This is a genomic window from Polaromonas sp. CF318 (assembly GCF_000282655.1).
Taxonomy (GTDB): domain Bacteria; phylum Pseudomonadota; class Gammaproteobacteria; order Burkholderiales; family Burkholderiaceae_C; genus Polaromonas.
Genome location: NZ_AKIV01000026.1, coordinates 1 through 18,683 on the forward strand (window position 1 = coordinate 1; position 18,683 = coordinate 18,683).

The window sequence follows — 18,683 nt, forward strand, 5'->3', positions numbered from 1 at the left end:
GGCGGCCGAACTCCCCAGCCGCTACATCACTGGCCGCCAGTTGCCCGACAAGGCCGTCGACCTGCTGGACACCGCCTGCGCACGCGTCAAGGTGCTGCAAAGCGCCAAGCCCGACGTGCTCGAGGACAAGGAGCGCCAGATGCAGGCCCTGGCGCGAGAGCAGCGCGGCCTGGAGCGCGACCGCGACAACCACCAGCCGGTGGACGGCGAGCGCCTGGATGCCATCGCCGGCCTGGTCGCCACACTGGCCGCCGAGGCCGAGGTGCTGAAGGCCGAATGGGACAAACAAAAGGGCGCGGCCGATGCGCTGCTGGCCGCGCGCGCCGCCAGCCTGGCCGCCAAGGTCGCCGGTGCCGCGCCGGCCGAACTCGAGGCGCTGTCGCAAAAAGTCGCCGAGGCCGGCAAGGCCTTTGAAGCCGCCCAGGGCGCCAACCCGCTGGTGCGCGTCGACGTGGACCCGGACGTGGTTGCCAAGGTGGTGTCGGACTGGACCGGCATTCCGGTCGGCAAGATGCTGCGCGACCAGGCCGAAAGCGTCATGCGCATGGAGTCCGTGCTGACCGCCCGCATCCGCGGCCAGGACCACGCCATGCACCAGATCGCCGAAGTGCTCAAGACCGCCAAGTCCGGCCTGCGCGACCCGCAGCAGCCGCTGGGCGTGTTCCTGCTGGCCGGCCCCTCGGGCGTCGGCAAGACCGAGACCGCGCTGTCGGTGGCCGACATCCTGTTCGGCGACGAAAAATCCACCGTCATCGTCAACATGAGCGAGTTCCAGGAAAAGCACAACGTCAGCCGACTGATAGGGTCGCCCCCCGGCTATGTGGGTTACGGCGAAGGCGGCGTGCTGACCGAGGCGGTGCGCCAGCGCCCGTATTCGGTGGTGCTGCTCGACGAGGTCGAAAAAGCCCACCTCGACGTGCTCAACCTGTTCTACCAGGTCTTCGACAAGGGCATGCTCTCTGACGGTGAAGGCAAGGACATCGATTTTTCCAACACGGTGATCTTCCTGACCTCCAACCTGGCCACCGATGTCATCACCGAGATGACGGCCGGCGAGGACAAACCCGACGCCGCGACCTTGCTCTCGGCCATACGGCCCATCCTGTCGGCGCACTTCAAGCCGGCGTTGCTGGCGCGCATGACGGTGATCCCTTACTTCACGCTGGCGCAGGATGCGCTGGCCGGCATCGTGCGGCTCAAGCTGGACAAGATCGTCAAACGCCTGGCGCACAACAACAAGATGCGCTTTACCTACAGCGACGCCGTCGTCACGCAGATCGCCGCGCGCTGCACCGAAGTCGAAACTGGCGCGCGCAACGTCGACTTTATTTTGCGCAGCACCATCATGCCCCTGATGTCCCAGGAAATCCTTTCCCGCATGAGCACCGGCACGCAGGCCGGCGACGTGAACCTGGACATCGGCGCCGAAGGCGAATTTGCGGTCCGGTTTACGGACGCATCGGCGGCATAGGACGTTTTCGGCTTCGCGCGCTTCAAAGCATGACAGGACCCTCCAAATGACTTCACTCGATAAAAATCTCAACGCGGCCAACAAACGGTTTGAGTTTGCCTCCGATGCCTATGGCGCCGACAAGTTTGCCGTCATCAAAATGACGGGTTTTGAATCCATTTCAAAACCGTTTCGCTTCGAACTCATACTGGTCTCCGACGATGCCGGCATAGATTTCGACAAGGTTTTGCAGAATGCCGGAAGGCTGCGGATATTCGCGCCTGACGGCGCGTCGTCCACCCCTTACTACGGGGTGCTTGCCGAGTTCGACCAGCTTCAGCAAACCGACGGTTATGTGTTTTACCGTGCCGTGCTGGTGCCCAGGTTGTGGCACTTGTCGCTGTACCAGATGTCCGAGGTCTACCTCAACGACCAGAGCATTCCCCAGATCGTTGAAAAAGTCCTGAAAGACGGCCGCCTCACCAGCGCCGACTATGAGCTCAAGCTGTCCGGCAGCTACCGTGCGCGAAGCTTTGTCTGCCAATACCAGGAAACCCATCTCGATTTTCTTTCCCGCTGGATGGAAAAGGAAGGCATGTATTTCTTTTTTGACCAGGACGGCAGGAAAGAAAAACTGGTGATCGCCGACAACCGCAGCATGCATCCGGCGCAGGCCGTCAAGGTGCTGTACCGCCCGGTCAGCGAGCAGGACACCGGCGTCGCACCCGACTCCGTGCAGGATTTCGTTTGCCGCCAGAGGCCGCTGCCCCGGCAGGTCGTGCTGCGCGACTACAACCACCGCAAGGCCAGCGTCGAACTCAAGGTCACCGAGCCCGTCTTTGACAACGGCGTCGGCGAGGTCAACCTTTACGGTGAGAACTTCCGCAATGAAGAAGAAGGCCGGCGCTACGCCAAATTGCGGGCCGAGGAAATTCTGTGCGGCGCCAAGGTGTTTACCGGCGAGGCCACGGCCGTGGGCTTGCGCAGCGGCTACCTGATGGAGATGACGCGCCATTACCGCGACGACTTCAACGGCCGCTACCTGGTCACCGAAATCCATCACGAAGGTTCACAGGCCGCGGCATTGCTCGCCGGCATCCGGACCAGCTACAGCGAAGGCCAGGGCGGCGAGACGATCTACCGCAACAGCTTCCGCGCCATTCCCGCGGCGACGCAGTTCAGGCCCGAGCGCAGCACGCCGCGCCCGCGTGTCTCGGGCACCATGAACGCGACCATCGATGCCGGCGGGCCCAGCGCCTATGCCGAACTCGATGAGTACGGCCAGTACAAAGTGCAGCTGCCTTTCGACAGCAGCGACAAGGCCGCGGGCAAGGGCTCGGCGCGTGTGCGCATGGCCTCGCCTTATTCGGGCAGCGATCACGGCATGAACTTCCCGCTGCACAAGGATGCGGAGGTGCTGCTGTCCTTCATTGACGGCAATCCCGATGAGCCGGTGATTCTGGGCGCCGTGCCCAACTCGGAAAACCCCAGCATCGTCAACAACAAGAATCCGTACGAGAACCGCATATCGACCAAAGGCGGCAATCAGGTGTTCATGAGTGATGCCAAGGGGAAAGAGGTGATGTGGCTCCATTCACCATTTCACAACAGCACCATTGGCATCGGCTCCACTGACCCCAAGGGCGGCGGCAGCATCTGGACCAGCACTGCCGGCAGCTCGGAAAGTCTGACTGTCGGAAGTTCCAACTCGGCCTTCATCGGCACCAGGAACGCGATCAGTGCCTCCTTCGACACGAGCGCGACCGCAGGTGTTGTTCATAAGGCCGGTATCGGTACCAGTATCAATTGGACGCTGGGGTCGGACGTGACCTGGAAGGCCGGCCGCAGTGTGACGCTGGATGACTCCGAAACCGTGTCACTCAAGACCGATGCCAAGACACAGGCGAACAACGAGGTGTTGATTTCCGGCGGGCAGCGTACTGCCGTCAAGGCCCTCGTTGAGCCCCTCAAAGCCAAGGTCAAGTTGATTGTCGGGTTGAATATCGCGGCAAACATTGCCGTCGCCGCGGGCGCGGCCAGCGCCATTGGAAAGTTTGCGGACGGCGGAAAGTCCGCGAAGGACGACGGCAAGCTGGACCCCTGGACGCCCTATGGCTACGGCGTGGCAGCCGCCCAGGCCGGGTTGGGTACGGTCTCGACGCTCGCCACTCACCTCGTTGTGCGCGCTGCAGCCAATGCCATCGCTACCGCCCTGAAGGCTGATGAAACCTACGCAAGCAACATCAAGGTCAACGGCGACGGGATTGCCATGGCGGTTGACAGTCTGGTGCCTGTCAGCAAGAGCGCAATCACGATCAAGAAAAATGAAGTGGGGCTGAGCTCTTTTTCTGCCACGGCAGCAGGTACGTCCGCGATGAAGGTTCTGCCCAGTGAAATCAAGTTGTCGGCGAATGGGGTGCCCGGCCTGACCAGTAATTTGCTTCTGTCGGCGACCACCGGAACCCTGTCAACGGCCAATCCGGCGGGCACTGTCCAGCTGAAGCATCCCTCGGGAGGATCTGCCAAGCTCGATGCCGAGGGGTTTGTCGCCAAGTCAGGACCCGCCGTGATCTCGGCGGAGCTCGGCCAGGGTGCCTCGATGGCTTGCGGTCGCGTGAGCTCGGTCAATGCGACTCCCAACCAGGTACTGGCCGAATTCGGCAAGTCCAGTCTGACACTTGATGTCTCTGGAGCGACGCTGGATGCGCCCGGTTCCACGATGACGCTCAACGCGGCCGGCCTGAAAGTCAACGGCGCACTGGTCCAGTTGGGTTGAATATGAAAATTTTCAAACCAGACTCCCTTGCGTTACTTCACCGGACGCATCGCTTCGCGAAGCGCAATTATCTGGCGGTGGGGATGATGGGGTTTTTCCCCTTGGGTCGCAGCAGCCTTGAAGAGCTCCTGCCAGAGGCAAAGATGTGGGCTTGTGTTGCGCAGGCACTGGGACCGGACAAAATCCTCGATGAGGGGTTTGCGAAACCTTCGGCGGAGTTCAAGATCTACGGCAGTGCGCATGCACCGGCGGGGAAACCTGTCCGCGAGATGATGGTCTCGGCGCAACTTGGCGGTCTGCGCAAGCAATTACTGGTCAGCGGCGATCGTCATTTCAACATGGCCGGGCTGATATCCGAGCCCCAGCCTTTCCAGGAATTGCAGTTGACGCCGGCAATGGCCTTTGGTGGTGAGGGTTTTGCGCCCAACCCGTTGGGTAAGGGCGCGCAGCAGTCGCAAACCGCAGAGGGAAAACTGGTGTGGCCCTTGCCCAATGTCGAACTTCCTCAAAAACAACTTCTCAGTCGCGGCGATGTCGTTCAGCCCGCCGGGTTCTGGGGCTTCGATGCGCAAGCGCCGCTGCGGTCCGGGCACCTGGGCCGCTTTGATGAAAACTGGATCCGGCATACGTGGCCCCATTTGCCTGACGATACGCAGCTGGAGTATTTTTGTACCGCCCCGAAGGATCAGCGGTTCAGCGGCTATCTTAGGGGTGATGAGGCGTTCGAGCTGCAGGGGATGCATCCGCAACACGCCATGATTTCAGGACGCTTGCCGTCCTTGCGTGCGCGCTGCTTTGTGAACTCTGCCCAGCCGGGCGGAGCCCAGAAATTCGCCGAGATGACGCCCCGCCTGGATACCGTGTGGTTTTTCCCGGGCCTGGAGTGCGGTATCGCCCTTTATCGAGTGCAGTGTGAAATTGCCGAGGAAGATGCCAGCGATGTGCTGCACGTAATGGCTGAGTGGGAGCGCCTGCAGGATACGCCTCAGTCGTTCGAGCACTACGAGCAATACTTCAGACAACAACTGCCCCGTGAGCCCGTATCCGGCGTTGCCGCCGCTGCGCCCGTGGCCGTGCAGGACAAGGCGGCCGAGGCTGTGGCGGTTCCCGCAGTAGCCGCGTCGGCGGTTGCTGCGGCAACCGCGCTGCCCGCTGCGCAGATGGCGCCGGAGATGGGTGAGGCCTACGCTCTGGTCGATCAGCTTGAGCGCCAGACGGCCGAGCTGATGCGCAAGAACGGGCTGACAGAAAAAGATGTGGCCGCGTTCCTGGCGCCGCAAGCGGAGACGCCTGTGTCGCTCGCAGAGGCGGACAAGATGGCGGATCAGCTGGCGCTGCAAACGCGTGCTCTGATGCAGAAGAACAACCTGAGCGAAGCAGATGTGCAGCAGTATCTCAAGCTGCCCGAAGAGAAAAACGCTTCACTCAAGGAAGTTAAAGGGATGCTTCAGGAGATGGAAGACCAGACCCGTGAGCTGCTGAAGAAGAACGGAATGACGGAAAAGGACGTTGAGAAATTCATGGCGTCCAGCCCAGACCGTGCCGACGCCATGGAGAACCTCATGTCGGCCAAGGCCGGCGACGTGCCGCTGAGTGCCATCCCCGACGAATTCCCGAAGATCACCATGCCGGCCTTTGCAATGCCGGAGGCGGCCCCTGCTGCTGCTGCTGCTGCTGCTGCGTTGGTCTTGCCAGACGTGGCAGGCGAAAAGCGGACCCAGCTCACGCGTGAACAGGTCATTGAACGCCATGCGGCAGGGCAGAGCCTGTCGGGCTTCGACCTTTCTGGCGTAGACCTGTCGGAACTCGATTTGTCGGGAAGTGACTTTTCGGGAGCCCTGCTGGAAAAGACAAGTTTTGTCAGAAGCAGGCTCACGGGGACCAATTTATCGGGCGCCCTGCTGCAGGGTGCAGACTTCGAGGCGTCAGACCTGGCGCGGTCGCAATTCGCAATGGCGAGCGCGGGTGCCGGGAAGTTCACTGGTGCAAATCTTCGTGAGGCGCAACTCAGCGGCGCGGATTTCACAGGCGCAGAATTTTCCGGCGCCCGCCTGGACGGCGCCGTGTTGTCCGATGCTCTGTTCGATAGCTCGACCATGGCGGGCGTCAGTGCCGTCGCCTGCCTGGCGGGGCGGACGGGCTTCGATGGCTGCGATCTCAGCGACGCAAACTTCAGCGGTGCCAGCCTGAAGCAGGCGCGCTTCAACGGAAGCAAACTGGCAAACGCCAATTTTTCCGCAGCGACGTGCGATCAGGCAGAGTTCTACGGTGCGGATGCCCGACAGGCCAATTTCGCAGATTCGAGCCTGCGGGCGTCGAGGGCCGATGGCGGAAGCCATTTTGACCGCGCGCAGTTTTCGCGTGCGCAGATTTCCCGGTCCAACTGGGAAGGCGCACAGTTGCCGGGTGCAACGCTGATCGGCGCAGTCGTTGACGACAGCGACTTCAGCAAAGTCAATGCCACAACTGCGGTATTTCGCCTCGCGTCGGCCAAGGGCACACGCTTTACGAAAGCTGATTTGAGCGGTGCCGACTTTACTGCAGTCAACATGTTCAAGGGCTCACTTAACAAGACGAAAATCGACGGCACGGTTTTGCGCGATGCCAATTTTTACGGTGTGGATTTTGAGGGAACCCAGCCAACCATCGCAGCACTTGAGCGGTCCAACATCGATCAGACCATTCTGCAGTTTCGGCCACCGGTGGTCTGAGCCGCGTCAAGCCACGAGTGAACAAACATGAATATCGAAAAATCACTTGAAATGCTGGCAACCCAAAAGCGGTTGGTGGATGCCGACCTGTCAGGGACAGATTTGTCCGGCCGTGATCTGTCAGGCTGCAGTTTCCAGAATGTGATGTTGCGTGGGACGAATTTGAGCCGGGCGAATCTCGCCGGGGCCCAGTTTCAGGGCTGTGTATTCGCCGGCGCTGATCTGCGGGGCGTCAATGCTTCAAACACTGGTTTCTCCAATGTTGACCTGACCGGCTCCAACGCCTCCAGCGCGGATTTTTCGCACGGTTTCTTTGAACAATGCGAGTTCAAGGATGCTTCATTTGCGGGGGCACAACTGGTGCGCACGGATGCCCATGGATGCACTTTCTCCGGGGCAGACTTCACAGGCGCGAACCTCCAGCGCTTGACGGTGATGGATGCCGATCTGAGCGGCGTCCGTTTTTCCGGGGCCTCGCTTCTACAGACGTATCTGAAAGGCTGCATCTTGAACGGCCAGGACTTCCAGGGGTGTGACTTGACCATGACCATCTTCAACCAGGCACAGTTGAAGAATGCGAACTTCAGCGGAACCATGCTGGATCGCACTAGTTTCATGGGCGCTCAACTTCAAGGCGCGATTTTCGTCGGCGCACGCGGAATTTACACCTCACTGATTGGCGCACAGCTCGGCCAAGTGAATCTGACACAGGCAGCTTTCGAAATGTCTGACGCGAGCGATGTGGACTTCGGGCAATGCAGGGCTGATGGCGTGCATTGGCACATGTCGGTCCTGAAATCGTCAAATTGGCAAAGGGCTTCCCTGAAGAGTGCCCGCCTCAATTTTTGTGATCTGTCGCACGCCGATTTTTCAGGTGCCGATTGCTCCGGCGCTGATCTGGACGGTGCCAACATACATGCGATGAAAGACGAAGGTACGCGCTGGAATGGCGCGCAAGTGAGCGGAACCCGCAGAACTGACCCGCTGCTGGCACGCGCCGAGCGGTGGCAGCCGAAGCCGGTTAAATAACATTTTTGAAGGAAGCGCAATCATGCAAAACAATTTGATCCCAATGGCCCGTCCCGGCGTCGACCCAGCCGTGACAATGGTGTATGCGACTGTGACCGGCCGGGTCGAAAAATGGGTTTTCCTGAGTACAGCGGACGCGTCGGTGTCGCGTGCCCTGCGGGCTGACGGCTGCCTGGTCGAACCCGAGTGTGGTGACACTGTCCTGGTATGCGGTGGCGGCGCTACAACTCCCGTCGCGTATGTGCTCGCGGTGCTGGCGCGTGCCGAAGCGAAGACTGCGTCATTGATATTGCCTGGCGGCGTGGCGCTTTGCACCGATCAGGGTAATCTGAGCGTCGACGCTTGCAAAGTCGAGCTCAACGCCAGCCATAGCGTGGCGCTGCACGCACCGGCGATCGAGATGGCAGGGCTGACCGGAGACATGAAATTTCATCGGCTGACGTCGTCGGTGCGGGAAGTTCAGGCACGCTTTGGCATTGTCAATACGGTTGCGCAGGAGGTGACTTCTGCTATCGGCCGGCTGGTACAAAAAACCCGCGACAGCTTTCGCTGGACTGAAAACGTCGATGAAACGCGTGCGGGGCGCATGCGTCTTCAAGTGGAAGAGCGCTTGCACGTCACGGCGAAACACGCAACTGTACTGGCCGAAGGCCAGGTCAAGATCGACGGCGAAAAGATCGATCTGGGCTGATTCCCCCAACACCAGGAAACATCATGTTCGCAGTCACCAAACAGAACGGCCAGTGCATGGCCATGCCCGACGTCTGCAAGACGCCCGCGCCGCCCGCGCCGCCGGTCCCTATTCCCTATCCGAATATCGCCATGCCCATGATGGGCAATCCCTGCACCATGAAGGTCTTGATAGGCGGCATGCCGGCGCTGACCAAGGCGTCAAAGATACCGATGAGCAACGGCGACCAGGGGGGCGTGGCCGGCGGTGTGGTGTCGGGAAAGATGATGGGGGAGACCGAGTTCATCATGGGCAGCATGAAGGTCAAGCTCGAGGGCAACCCGGCCGTCAAGCTTGGCGATCCCACCAAACAGAATGCCGGCAATGGGGTGGGTGCAGTGCTGGCGCCCAGCCAGGCGATTGTCATGATCATGGGCTGAGTCACTCCGCGCAAAGGAAAAAGAAAAATGAAAACCGTCTGGATCACCGCCCTCAAGGAAGACCAGCCCCGCGTGGCCGCCGTGACCGCGGTGCTCAAACGTTACGGCCTGCAATGCAAGGGCCATTTCTGGGTTGACCAGCCCGACAAGATGGCCTGGCGCGTCGCGCTGGAGACCTTGCTCGAGGCCAGGGCCGACGCCTGGCTGGTGCTGGTCGACGCGGACGAAATCAAAAAAACCTCGGTGCGCTATGGCCTGTCGCTGATGGCCTCGGCGCTGCGCAGCGCGCGCGGCGGCTTTCCCATGCTCACGCTTTGGAACTCGCCCCCGCCGGAGCAGGCCGCGCTGCCGCCGCTGATGGCACAGGCCGAGCTGCTGCTCGAGTCGGGCGCGAGCTGGCCTGCCAAGATCGTTGCCAAGGCCAATGTGCCGCCCAAGGCGGCGCCGGCCGAATTCCGGCTCGACGTGCTCGGCAACGAGCGCCTGGGCCAGTGGTTTGAAATCGGCCCGGTGGCCGGCGCCTGGTCGGGCGTGGTGTTCGGCGTGACGGGCGGCGGCGCCGAGATTCAGTTCCAGGCCGTAGGCCCCAAAGGCATGCTGCCGGAAAAAACCACGCTGGAGTTCGCGCAGGAGGGCATGAAGCTGGAAGTCGCCGGGAACGAATACGCCGCATGGGCGGTGCGCAATCAGGTCGATGACAACACGTCCTACTTCGTCAAGGTCAAGGGCTGCCCTGACTCGATTCTTTTTATGCCCTATGCCGAGGAAACGGATGCGGAAGCCACCCTCCTGAGGCTGGTGTGAACCAGCGGGTTCCGGGCTTGGAGCCGTGTTCAGTCCAACCGCTTGCGCGCCGGGCCGGTGATCTCGCCGCCCGCGCTGACCAGCAGGGCTTCGCCCGGGTCGTAGGGCAGTTCGGCGACGCGCTCCTCGTCGTTGAAGCGGTAGCCGACGCGGTAGACCGACTGGCTGTGCGCGGTCTGCAGCCGTGTGCCGCACTGTTTGTCGCGCAGAAAGACTTCAACCGGGATGTCGTCGTCGGGCCCGTTGCCGGGCTCGGGCGGCACGGCCGGCGGAAACACCATGTCCCACAGCGCCTTGCCGGCCAGCGCGCCGCCTATCATGCCGACGGCGATGGGGGCGGGTTTGTGCTTGCCGAGCTTGTCGCCAATGGCGCCGCCTACGACGGCGCCGGCCACACCGCCCGGGCCCAGCACATAGCCGCCACCGGCGCCGCCGAGGATGACCGGCACGGCCCAGCGTTTGTAGACGGCGGCCGTGGCGTGGCGCTTGAGCAGGAAACCGCCCGTGAAGCCGCCCATGGCCGCGCCTATCAGGGGCACGGCGTTGCGCAGCAGCCAGGGCTTGGCGTTGTTCTGGCGCACCAGGTATTCGCGTTCGGGAATCAGCACCTGCCAGCAGCTTTGCTCGACGCTGCTGGTGCTTGCCAGCGTGGCGTAGGCGTACAGCACGGGCGCCACCACGGGAGGGGGCGGGGGCCCGGCATCGGCCACAGGAGCGGGCGCGGTGTCCTGGCCCAGGGCGGGCAAGGCCGGCAGCGCCAGCGCGATGCAGATAAGCCCCGGGTAAATTGCCGCTCCAATTTGCATGGCTTATTATCTTCATTCCCGAATGAATTCACCAAAATTACCTTTAATTACGAGCAGGCAAAACTTGGTTGAACAAAGGTTGCATGGGGTGTGGGCATGGCGGGTGGCGGGGGCCTGCCTGGCGGCGGTCGCGCTGGCGGCGCTGGGTGGCTGCGCCGCGGCCAACTCCATGATGGGCGGCAACACGCGCAAGGAAGCCGTGGCCGAAATCGCCTGGAGTTTCGCGCGCAACGCCATCCTGGTGGAAGTCGAGGCCGACAACCGGCTCAATGAATACAGTGGCGAAGCGCATACGCTGGTACTCGGTGTTTACCAGATGGAAGACTCCGCGGCCTTCTATAAATTGATCGCGGACGCGGCGCTGGTGGGAAAATCGCTGGAAACCGGCAAGGGCGGCGAAGGGTTTGTGCATTTCGCGCGCTATGTCGTGACGCCGGGCCAGCGCAGCATCCTGCAACTGGACCGGGCGCAGAAAGCGAAATTTGTGGGGATCACGGCCGGTTATTACCAGATGGATGCGGCCCGCAGTGCGCGCCTGTTCGAGGTGCCGCTGACGGTCGAGAGCGAGGGGATGGTCAGCAAAACCTACAAGGCCGCGCCCGCGACCCTGGCGGTGCGCCTGAACCTCGGCCCGGACGAGCTGCTCAATGCCGAGCGCCTGAACCGGGACCCGGCGGGGACAAAAGCCAGCGAAGCGGTTCCGCTCGACGGCGGGGGCCGGGAGATCAAGCTGACGCCGGACGCGCTCAAGGACGCGATGAACGTCAACAACGCGGTGAAGAAACTGGACAAATAAGGACAGCAGGCAGCACATGGAAGAAAAACAAGGCATTTACTGGCACCAGGGCATGTTCCTGCAGTCCCAGCATTTCCAGATGGCTGACCTGCACAACCAGTTCCAGCACAAACCCATGCAGGAGTCGGGCCTGCCGCATTTCTGGGGCGTGGGTGAACTCGAGCTGGTCGCCGCGGCGGCCGGCAACCGCACGGTGGAAGTGCAGGCCGCGCGCCTGCTGTTCCAGGACCGCACCTATATTGAATACCCGGGCAATGCCGTCATCAAGGCCAGGCCCTTCGACGTGGACTGGGTGGAGGGCGACAAGCCCTTCACGGTCTACCTGGGCCTGAAAAAGCTCAGCGCCACCGAAAACAATGTGACCATCGCGGCCGACCTGACGGCCGCCGGCGGCGCCGCCACGCGCTATGCCACGCTGGCCAACCCGCCCGAGGTCGCCGACCTGTATTCCGACGGCCCGGCGGCCCAGGTGCGCACGCTGCTGCATGTGGTCAAGGTGTTTTTCGAGGGCGAAATCGACAAGCTGCAGGACTACAGCCTGATCCCCATCGCGCGCCTGGTGCGCGACGGCGACGCCATCAAGCTGTCCGAAAGCTTCATCCCGCCCTGCTACGCGATCTCCGGCTCCAACGTGCTGCTGCGCCTGGTCAAGGACATCCGCGACGAGCTGACCGGGCGCGCCCGCCAGCTGCAGGAATACAAAAGCCCGCGCGAGATGCAGAAGGCCGAGTTCGACGCGAGCTACATGGTGTTCCTGCTGGCCCTGCGCTCGCTGAACCGGGCCAGCCCCTACCTGTTCCACCTGACCGAGACGCGCCAGGTCCATCCCTGGCTGGCCTACGGCGCCATGCGCCAGCTGATCGGCGAGCTGAGCTCGTTTTCGGAGCGCTTCAACATGCTGGGCGAGGCCGAGGACGGCACGCCGGGCCTGCCGCCCTATGACCACGCCGACCTCGGCAAGTGTTTCGACCGGGTGCGCACCATGGTCAGCCACCTGCTCAATGAAATTACCGTGGGGCCGGAGTTCCTGGCCATCCTGCAGCCCCAGGGCGATTACCACGTGGGCCAGCTGCCGCGCAACTTCTTCGGCCAGCGCAACCGCTTCTACCTGGTGATACGCACCGAAAAAGACATGGAATGGGTGGTGGACGCAGTGCAGCGCGACGCGCGCCTGGCCGCCACCGACGAGATGCCGGGACTGATCGCGCACGCGCTGCCGGGGCTGGAACTGATCCACATGGCGGCCGCGCCGCAGGGCCTGCCGCGCCGCTCCTACTCCTACTACTTCCGCATCGAGCAGATGAGCCAGCAGTGGGAGATGGTGGAGCGCGAGGGCTCTGTCGCGCTGTACTGGATGGATGCGCCGGCCGATCTCAAGGCCGAAATTGTTGTGTTGCGGAGATAACGCGTGCGCCTTGTTGACTGTTTCATTCCCTTCATGGCCTATGTGCGCCACTTCCAGGGCCAGCCCTCGGCAAGCGCGGCATCGGTCAAGGAGCAGCTCGACAGCCTGCTGGCCGACGCCCGCCGCAAGGCCCAGGAAGCCGGCATCGCCGAGGCCGACATCATGAGCGGCATGTTCGCCGTGGCCGCCTGGGCCGATGAACTCCTGCTGGCGACCGCCTGGCCGGGCGCCGAGGATTGGAAGCGCCACCTGCTGCAAAAACGCTATTTCAACGTGTCCAGCGCCGGGGTCGAGTTTTTCACCCGCCTCGAGGCCCTGGGCCCGCAGCAATTGGCGGTGCGCGAGGTGTATTTCTTTTGCCTCTGCATGGGCTTTGCCGGGCGCTACGGCCATGACCGCAATCCCAAGACCCTGGAAGACATCAAGCAGGCCAGCCTGGCGCAGCTGGTGCAGGGGGACGGCCTGTACGGCGATTCGGGCAAGGTGCTGTTTCCGCAGGCCTATGCCAGCACCGGCCGCAAGGGCGGCAGGCAGCCCGGCGAGGGCCGCTGGCGCTGGCGCGTCTCCTCGCTGACGCTCAGCGTGCTGCTGGCGCCGCTGGCCGTGCTGGCCGTGCTCTACGGCATCTACCACCTGATCATCTGGCAGACGGCCAGCTCCATCATGGCGCAGATCAAATGAAGGCGCTGCGCACCATCGTCCTCTGGCTGCTGGCCCTCACGGTGCTGGCGCTGCTGAGCTGGGGCCTGGCCCTTTACATGGAATGGCCGCTGTGGGCGGCCGTGGCGGTGTTCTTCGGGGTGCTGGGGCTGTACCTGCTGGTGCGCTTCATCATCCGCCTGGTGCAGGTGTACCGTTCGCGCAGCCGCATGGCGCAGCTGTCATCGGCCGGCCAGGACAAGGTGGCCAAGCAGGCTTCGCCGCGCGCGGTGCTGATCCGCAAATGGAAGACCGCTGCCGCCACGCTGCGCGCCTCCAGCCTCAAGCGCTTCGGCAACCCGCTCTACGTGCTGCCCTGGTACATGGTGGTGGGCCGCTCCGGCACCGGCAAGACCACGGCGCTGACGCGAACGCGCCTGTCCTCGTCGATCCAGAAAGTCAGCCAGAGCGCGCGCATCGAGCAGACCTCGAACTACGACTGGTGGTATTTCGACCGCGCCGTGATCATCGACTGCGCGGGGCGCTACGTGGAGGCCGCCGACCTCGAACAGGACCGCAGCGAATGGGAGCTCGGCCTGGACCTGCTGGCCAAGTATCGCGGCAAGGAAGGGCTTAACGGCCTGGTGCTGGCCATCAGCACCGAGCGCCTGTCCCATCCCGACAAGGACGCGCTGCTCGAGGAAGGCCGCGTGGTGCGCGAGCGCATCGAGCAGCTGATACGCCTTTTCGGCAAGCGTTTCCCGGTCTATGTGATGGTCACGCAGTGCGACCGCATTTACGGCATGGAAGAGTGGGCCCGCCAGCTCAGCGAAAACGCGCTGGAGCAGGCCATGGGCTACCTGGCCGAGCCGGACGGCGGTGAGCCCGGCGAGAACCAGTTCCTCGACAAGGCCTTCGGCAACATCCATGAACGGCTGCAGGTGCTGCGCACCGTGCTGGTGGCGCGCGGCACCCCGGTCGCGCCCGAGCTGCTGATGTTTCCCAACGAGCTGGGCCAGCTCAAGCCCGGCCTGGAGGTGTTCCTGCGCGCCTGCTTCGGCGACAGCGCGTATCTTGAGACGCCTTTCCTGCGCGGCCTGTTCTTCAGCAGCGGCCTGCAGCAGGGCGGCGCCGTCTCCAGCCTGCTGGGCCAGGTGCTGCCGCCGGTGCCGCCGCATCCCAGCGCCAACGCCGGGCTGTTCCTGCATGATTTTTTCGGCCGGGTGCTGCCGCAGGACCGCAGCATTTCGTTGCCGGCCTCGCTGCGCAACCCCTGGCGCACCGCCACGCAGAACCTGGGCATGCTGGCCTGGGTGCTGCTCAGCGTAGCGGCGGCGATCTTGATCACCATCGGTTTCCTGGACAACATGCAGACGCTGTCGCTGCTGCAGGAAAAAGACCGCCTGAGCATACGTTTCACCGGCAACCTGGACGAGGACACGACCACGCTGGAGCGCCTGAGCGACACCATTTCCCTGGTCGAGCGCCGCAACGACAGCTGGAAAAGCCAGTGGATGGTGGAGACCACCAACATGGACGACCTCGAGGAGCGCCTCAAAAGCAGCTACACCGGCAATTTCCGCCGCTACATCCTGCCGACCACAGACGCCAACTACCAGGAAGACTCGGAGCGCATCCTCAAGGACGACCCGAACCACGAGTTCGCGCGCATGATGCGCAACCTGGTGCGCTACATCAACCTGCTGCAGGCGCACGAGCGCGGCGCCGACCGCCAGACGCTGCTCGCCATGCCGCAGCGCCAGCACATCTCGCGCTACACCCCCGAGCTCTACACGCGCCTGAACGACCTCTACATCTCCAACATCGCCTGGTCGGCGCCCACCGATCCCTATGTGCCGGTGCGCCTGCGGTATGAGCAGCAGTTGCTCAACCGCCTGGCTTTCCACGACCCCAACCTCACCTGGCTGGCCGACCTGCCCGACACCAACCCGCTGCACAAGCCCGTCACGGTGCAGGATTTCTGGGTCGGCACCAGCCAGGCCCGCGCGCCCGCGGCCGGGCAGGCGTTGCCGGTGGTGTCCGCGGCCTTCACCAACCCGGGCAAGAAGGAAATCGACAGCTTCCTCGCGGAGATGGAAAAAAGCATAGACGACGGCCCCAAGTTCCTCGCGCAGCGCGGCGCCTTCGAGGCCTGGTACAAGGAAAACCGCATCCAGGCCTGGCAGAAGTTCGCGACCGGTTTTTCGGGCACCGAACGCACGCTGTCGGGCGAGGCCGAATGGCGCGCCGCCATGGGCCTGATCACCAGCGCGCGCAGCCCCTACTTCCGCGTGATGGACAGGCTCAACGAGGAGTTCGACGACCAGCCCGCCACCCAGTTGCCGAGCTGGCTGCGGCTGTCGCGCGAACTGGCCGAGCTGCGCCGGCAGGCCGCGCGCTCCGGCACCGCTGGCGAGGCGCTCAATGTGGTGGGCGCCATCAACAACGTGGGCGGCAAGGCCATGAAGGAAGTCCTGGGCGGCGCGCCCAAGCTGGGTCAGGACACCATCAAGAACAACCTGGACGCGGCGGCCACGCTGCAGAAGTTCTTCAAGGACCTCAACGCCGTGGCCACCGACGTGGTGGTGGGGCCGGCCAAGGCCTACCAGGCGGCGGTGGACTTCCACGGTTTTTCCACCGACCCGGCCGTCAAGGCCTCGGCGCTGCAGTCCACGGCCGACAGCCTGGTCCAGCTGCGCCGGCAGGTGGGCTACAACAGCCCCAACGATGAAATCGTCTGGCAGCTCATGGGCGGGCCGCTGCGCTTTGTGCTGGCCTACACCGAGGAGCAGGCCTCCTGCAGCCTGCAGGGCGAATGGGCTTCCAAGGTGGACTGGCCGCTGCAGACCGCGCCCAACATGGCGGCCATGGTGGAGCAGCTCTACGGCGCCAAGGGCACCGTCTGGGCCTTTGCCGACGGCCCGGCCAAGCCCTTCCTGCAGCGCGACGCCAACCGCTTCGCCATCGTGCAGACCCTGGGCTACAGCGTGCCCTTCACGCGCCAGTTCCTGCCCATGCTCAACGACGCGGCGGGCAAGCGCGTGGAGCAGCTGGTGACGCAGCAGCGCGCCGAACAGCAGGAGCAGACCGACAAGCTCGCGGGGCAGAAAGAGCAGCTGCAGGCGCAGCAGGCCATGGCCCAGATCGACCGCGCGCTGGCCGACATCAAGCAGAAGGTCGACGCCATCAAGGCCCAGGCCCAGCAGCTCACCATCACCGCCCAGCCCACCAGCGTCAACCCCGGCGCCAAGGCCAAGCCCTTTGTGACGGTGCTGGCCATCCAGTGCGCTTCCGGCGCGCGCGTGCTCAACAACTACAACTTCCCGGTCAGCGACAGCTTCCCGCTGGGCGACCGCCAGTGCGGAGACGTCACGCTGCAGATCAAGATCGAGGACGTGGTGCTCACCAAGAAGTACCCCGGCAGCGGCGGTGTCGTGCGTTTCCTGCAGGACTTCCGCGACGGCGCGCGCCAGTTCAACATCGATGAGTTCCCGGCGGCGCGCGCGCGGCTGGACACGCTGGGCGTGCGCCAGGTCGGCCTGCGCTACAACTTCGAGGGCCAGGACGCCATCCTCAAGGCGGCGCAGCAGCTCGAGCAGCTCGAGCGCCAGGAAAAAGACAAGACGGCCGAAAAGCAGCGCCTGCAGGACGCGCAGTTCGCGCGCGAGGAGCGCGGCATCCAGGCCAAACTCTCCAACGCCACCGCCGTGCCGGCCATAGAAGTCTCGCTGCCCAAGCAGATCGGCGTGTGCTGGGATACGCGCATGACGCCGCACAAGCCGCAGGACACGCAGGCCCTGTTCAAGGAACTGGCCGCGGCGCAGCTGCAGGCCGCGCCGGCGGCTACGACGGCACCGGCCGCTCCAGCGCGCTAAGAGTTGGAAGAGAAATTTATCCGCAGATTTGATTTATCCGCAGATTACGCAGATTTCCGCAGATTAAAGACAAGGAATCTGTTCTCGGGAACTCACGGCTGCCCGTTTGCTGATCACACGCGACCTTGCAAGACGATTGTCTTCATCTGTGTAAATCTGCGAAATCTGTGGATATGAATTTATTTGCTCATCCGCAGATGACGCAGATTAAAAGCAAAGATTTTGTACCCGGGGCTTCACGCCTGAACCCGTTGGCCGATCACGCGGCTTTGCACCACGGATGTCTTTATCTGTGTAAATCTGCGTCATCTGCGGATATGAATTCTCCGCAGAGCGGCGCTCAGGTCACCAGCTTGACCGCAGTCGCCGCATCCAGCGCCACAATGCGCGCCAGCAGCGCATCGGCCGCGTCCCGGTCTTCCTCGTTGCGCGCCATCACGCCGTAGGCGACCTGCAGGCCGTCCAGCGCCATGGCCGGGTCCCAGGTGCCGAGCTGGTGGCGGTCTATGGCCTCCACCACGGCTTGCGCGAAGGCCTTGAGGGCGGCGCCTGGGCGGTGTTGCAGCAGCAGCTCGCACAGGCGGATCTGCAGCAGCAGCTGCTCGCGCGCCGGGGGCTGCAGCGCGAGCTGCTCCTGCAGGCAGGCTGCGGCGCTCGCGAGGTCGTCGTTGGCCGCGAGCGCGCGCGCATTGCCGATGGCGGCCGTGACCGCGTCGCTTGCGCGGCCGCCGGCCGCGGGTCCGCCGCCGGCCGCCACGCCGGGCAGCAGCGTGGCCAGCCAGTCCAGCGTGTCGCTCGCGGCAAAAGGCATGCCGCTGGAGAAGGAAAGTTTTTCCAGGCCCGGCAGCCGCGCGAGCAGGCGTGCCGTCTCGTTGCAGACTTCCTGGCGCGCGGCCGCGTAGCCGCTGCCCATGCGCCCCAGCGCCGCGGCGCAGACGCCGTTGAGGTCCAACCAGAAGGGGAAGGCCGCCAGCTGCGCTTCGGCGAAGGCCACGAGTTCGGCGTCCGACTGGCTGTCCTTGAGCCGGGCCAGTGCGTCGCTGACCTGCGAAATCGGCGGCGCGATGCGGGTCTGGCCGCCGTCGGCCGGCGGCAGGGCCTCCAGCGTCGACCAGGCCGCCGTGCGGTTCAGGCGGTAAGACAGGGGGTTGCTGCTGTCGTTGGCGAGAAACCATTCGGCCAGGCTGCCCAGGCGCGAGCAGGCTTCCTCGAGCGCGCGCTCGACGTTGTCGGCCGAGTCCAGCAGCAGCGTGGCCGGCGGGGGGCCGGTTCTTCGGCGGGC

Annotated in this window: 13 protein-coding genes; 11 read left to right on the forward strand and 2 right to left on the reverse strand. The window is 63.7% G+C overall.

Features of this window, described 5'->3' with window-relative positions; all coding sequences use genetic code 11:
* The 7 genes from PMI15_RS03770 to PMI15_RS03800 form a co-directional block, all read left to right on the forward strand.
* A partial coding sequence (locus tag PMI15_RS03770; protein WP_007863886.1) for an AAA family ATPase occupies positions 1–1,471 on the forward strand: 1,471 nt, incomplete at its 5' end.
* 46 nt (positions 1,472–1,517) lie between these two features.
* Positions 1,518–4,226 (forward strand): type VI secretion system Vgr family protein, encoded by a 2,709-nt coding sequence (locus PMI15_RS03775; protein ID WP_007863887.1) that lies wholly within the window; start codon positions 1,518–1,520, stop codon positions 4,224–4,226.
* Positions 4,227–4,228: 2 nt separating this feature from the next.
* A complete protein-coding gene (locus PMI15_RS23935) occupies positions 4,229–6,937 on the forward strand; it encodes a DUF2169 domain-containing protein (protein ID WP_051001914.1) in 2,709 nt (902 codons plus the stop codon).
* A gap of 27 nt (positions 6,938–6,964) precedes the next feature.
* The gene (locus tag PMI15_RS03785) at positions 6,965–7,966 is read left to right on the forward strand and encodes a pentapeptide repeat-containing protein (RefSeq protein ID WP_007863889.1); all 1,002 of its coding nucleotides are present in this window, start codon (positions 6,965–6,967) and stop codon (positions 7,964–7,966) included.
* 22 nt (positions 7,967–7,988) lie between these two features.
* Positions 7,989–8,657 (forward strand): DUF3540 domain-containing protein, encoded by a 669-nt coding sequence (locus PMI15_RS03790; protein ID WP_007863890.1) that lies wholly within the window; start codon positions 7,989–7,991, stop codon positions 8,655–8,657.
* Between the two features lie 23 nt (positions 8,658–8,680).
* Positions 8,681–9,076, forward strand: a complete 396-nt coding sequence (locus PMI15_RS03795) for a PAAR-like domain-containing protein (RefSeq protein ID WP_007863891.1) — start codon at positions 8,681–8,683, stop codon at positions 9,074–9,076.
* A 27-nt stretch (positions 9,077–9,103) separates the two neighbouring features.
* Positions 9,104–9,880: a hypothetical protein gene (locus PMI15_RS03800; RefSeq protein ID WP_007863892.1), complete on the forward strand. Its 777-nt coding sequence runs from the start codon at positions 9,104–9,106 to the stop codon at positions 9,878–9,880.
* 29 nt (positions 9,881–9,909) lie between these two features.
* On the opposite strand, the gene PMI15_RS03805 is transcribed toward PMI15_RS03800, so the two are convergent.
* The gene (locus PMI15_RS03805; RefSeq protein ID WP_007863893.1) at positions 9,910–10,686 is read right to left on the reverse strand and encodes a hypothetical protein; all 777 of its coding nucleotides are present in this window, start codon (positions 10,684–10,686) and stop codon (positions 9,910–9,912) included.
* 64 nt (positions 10,687–10,750) lie between these two features.
* Between PMI15_RS03805 and tssJ the strand changes: the two genes are divergently transcribed.
* Genes tssJ through PMI15_RS03825 form a run of 4 tightly spaced genes read left to right on the forward strand, consistent with a single transcriptional unit; the run spans position 10,751 to position 17,401 of the window.
* Complete coding sequence (gene tssJ, locus PMI15_RS03810) at positions 10,751–11,482, forward strand: type VI secretion system lipoprotein TssJ (protein ID WP_007863894.1); 732 nt, start codon at positions 10,751–10,753, stop codon at positions 11,480–11,482.
* A 16-nt stretch (positions 11,483–11,498) separates the two neighbouring features.
* Positions 11,499–12,887 carry a type VI secretion system baseplate subunit TssK gene (gene tssK, locus PMI15_RS03815; RefSeq protein WP_007863895.1) on the forward strand — a complete coding sequence of 463 codons (1,389 nt, stop codon included), beginning with the start codon at positions 11,499–11,501 and terminating at the stop codon, positions 12,885–12,887.
* A gap of 3 nt (positions 12,888–12,890) precedes the next feature.
* Positions 12,891–13,568 (forward strand): DotU family type IV/VI secretion system protein, encoded by a 678-nt coding sequence (locus PMI15_RS03820; RefSeq protein ID WP_036837386.1) that lies wholly within the window; start codon positions 12,891–12,893, stop codon positions 13,566–13,568.
* Positions 13,565–17,401 carry a type VI secretion protein IcmF/TssM N-terminal domain-containing protein gene (locus PMI15_RS03825; protein WP_007863897.1) on the forward strand — a complete coding sequence of 1,279 codons (3,837 nt, stop codon included), beginning with the start codon at positions 13,565–13,567 and terminating at the stop codon, positions 17,399–17,401. Before PMI15_RS03820 ends, PMI15_RS03825 begins: the two co-directional genes overlap by 4 nt.
* 340 nt (positions 17,402–17,741) lie before the next feature.
* Here PMI15_RS03825 and PMI15_RS03830 read toward each other — a convergent pair.
* The coding region (locus PMI15_RS03830) for a type VI secretion system domain-containing protein (protein WP_007863899.1) at positions 17,742–18,683 on the reverse strand (942 nt) is incomplete at its 5' end.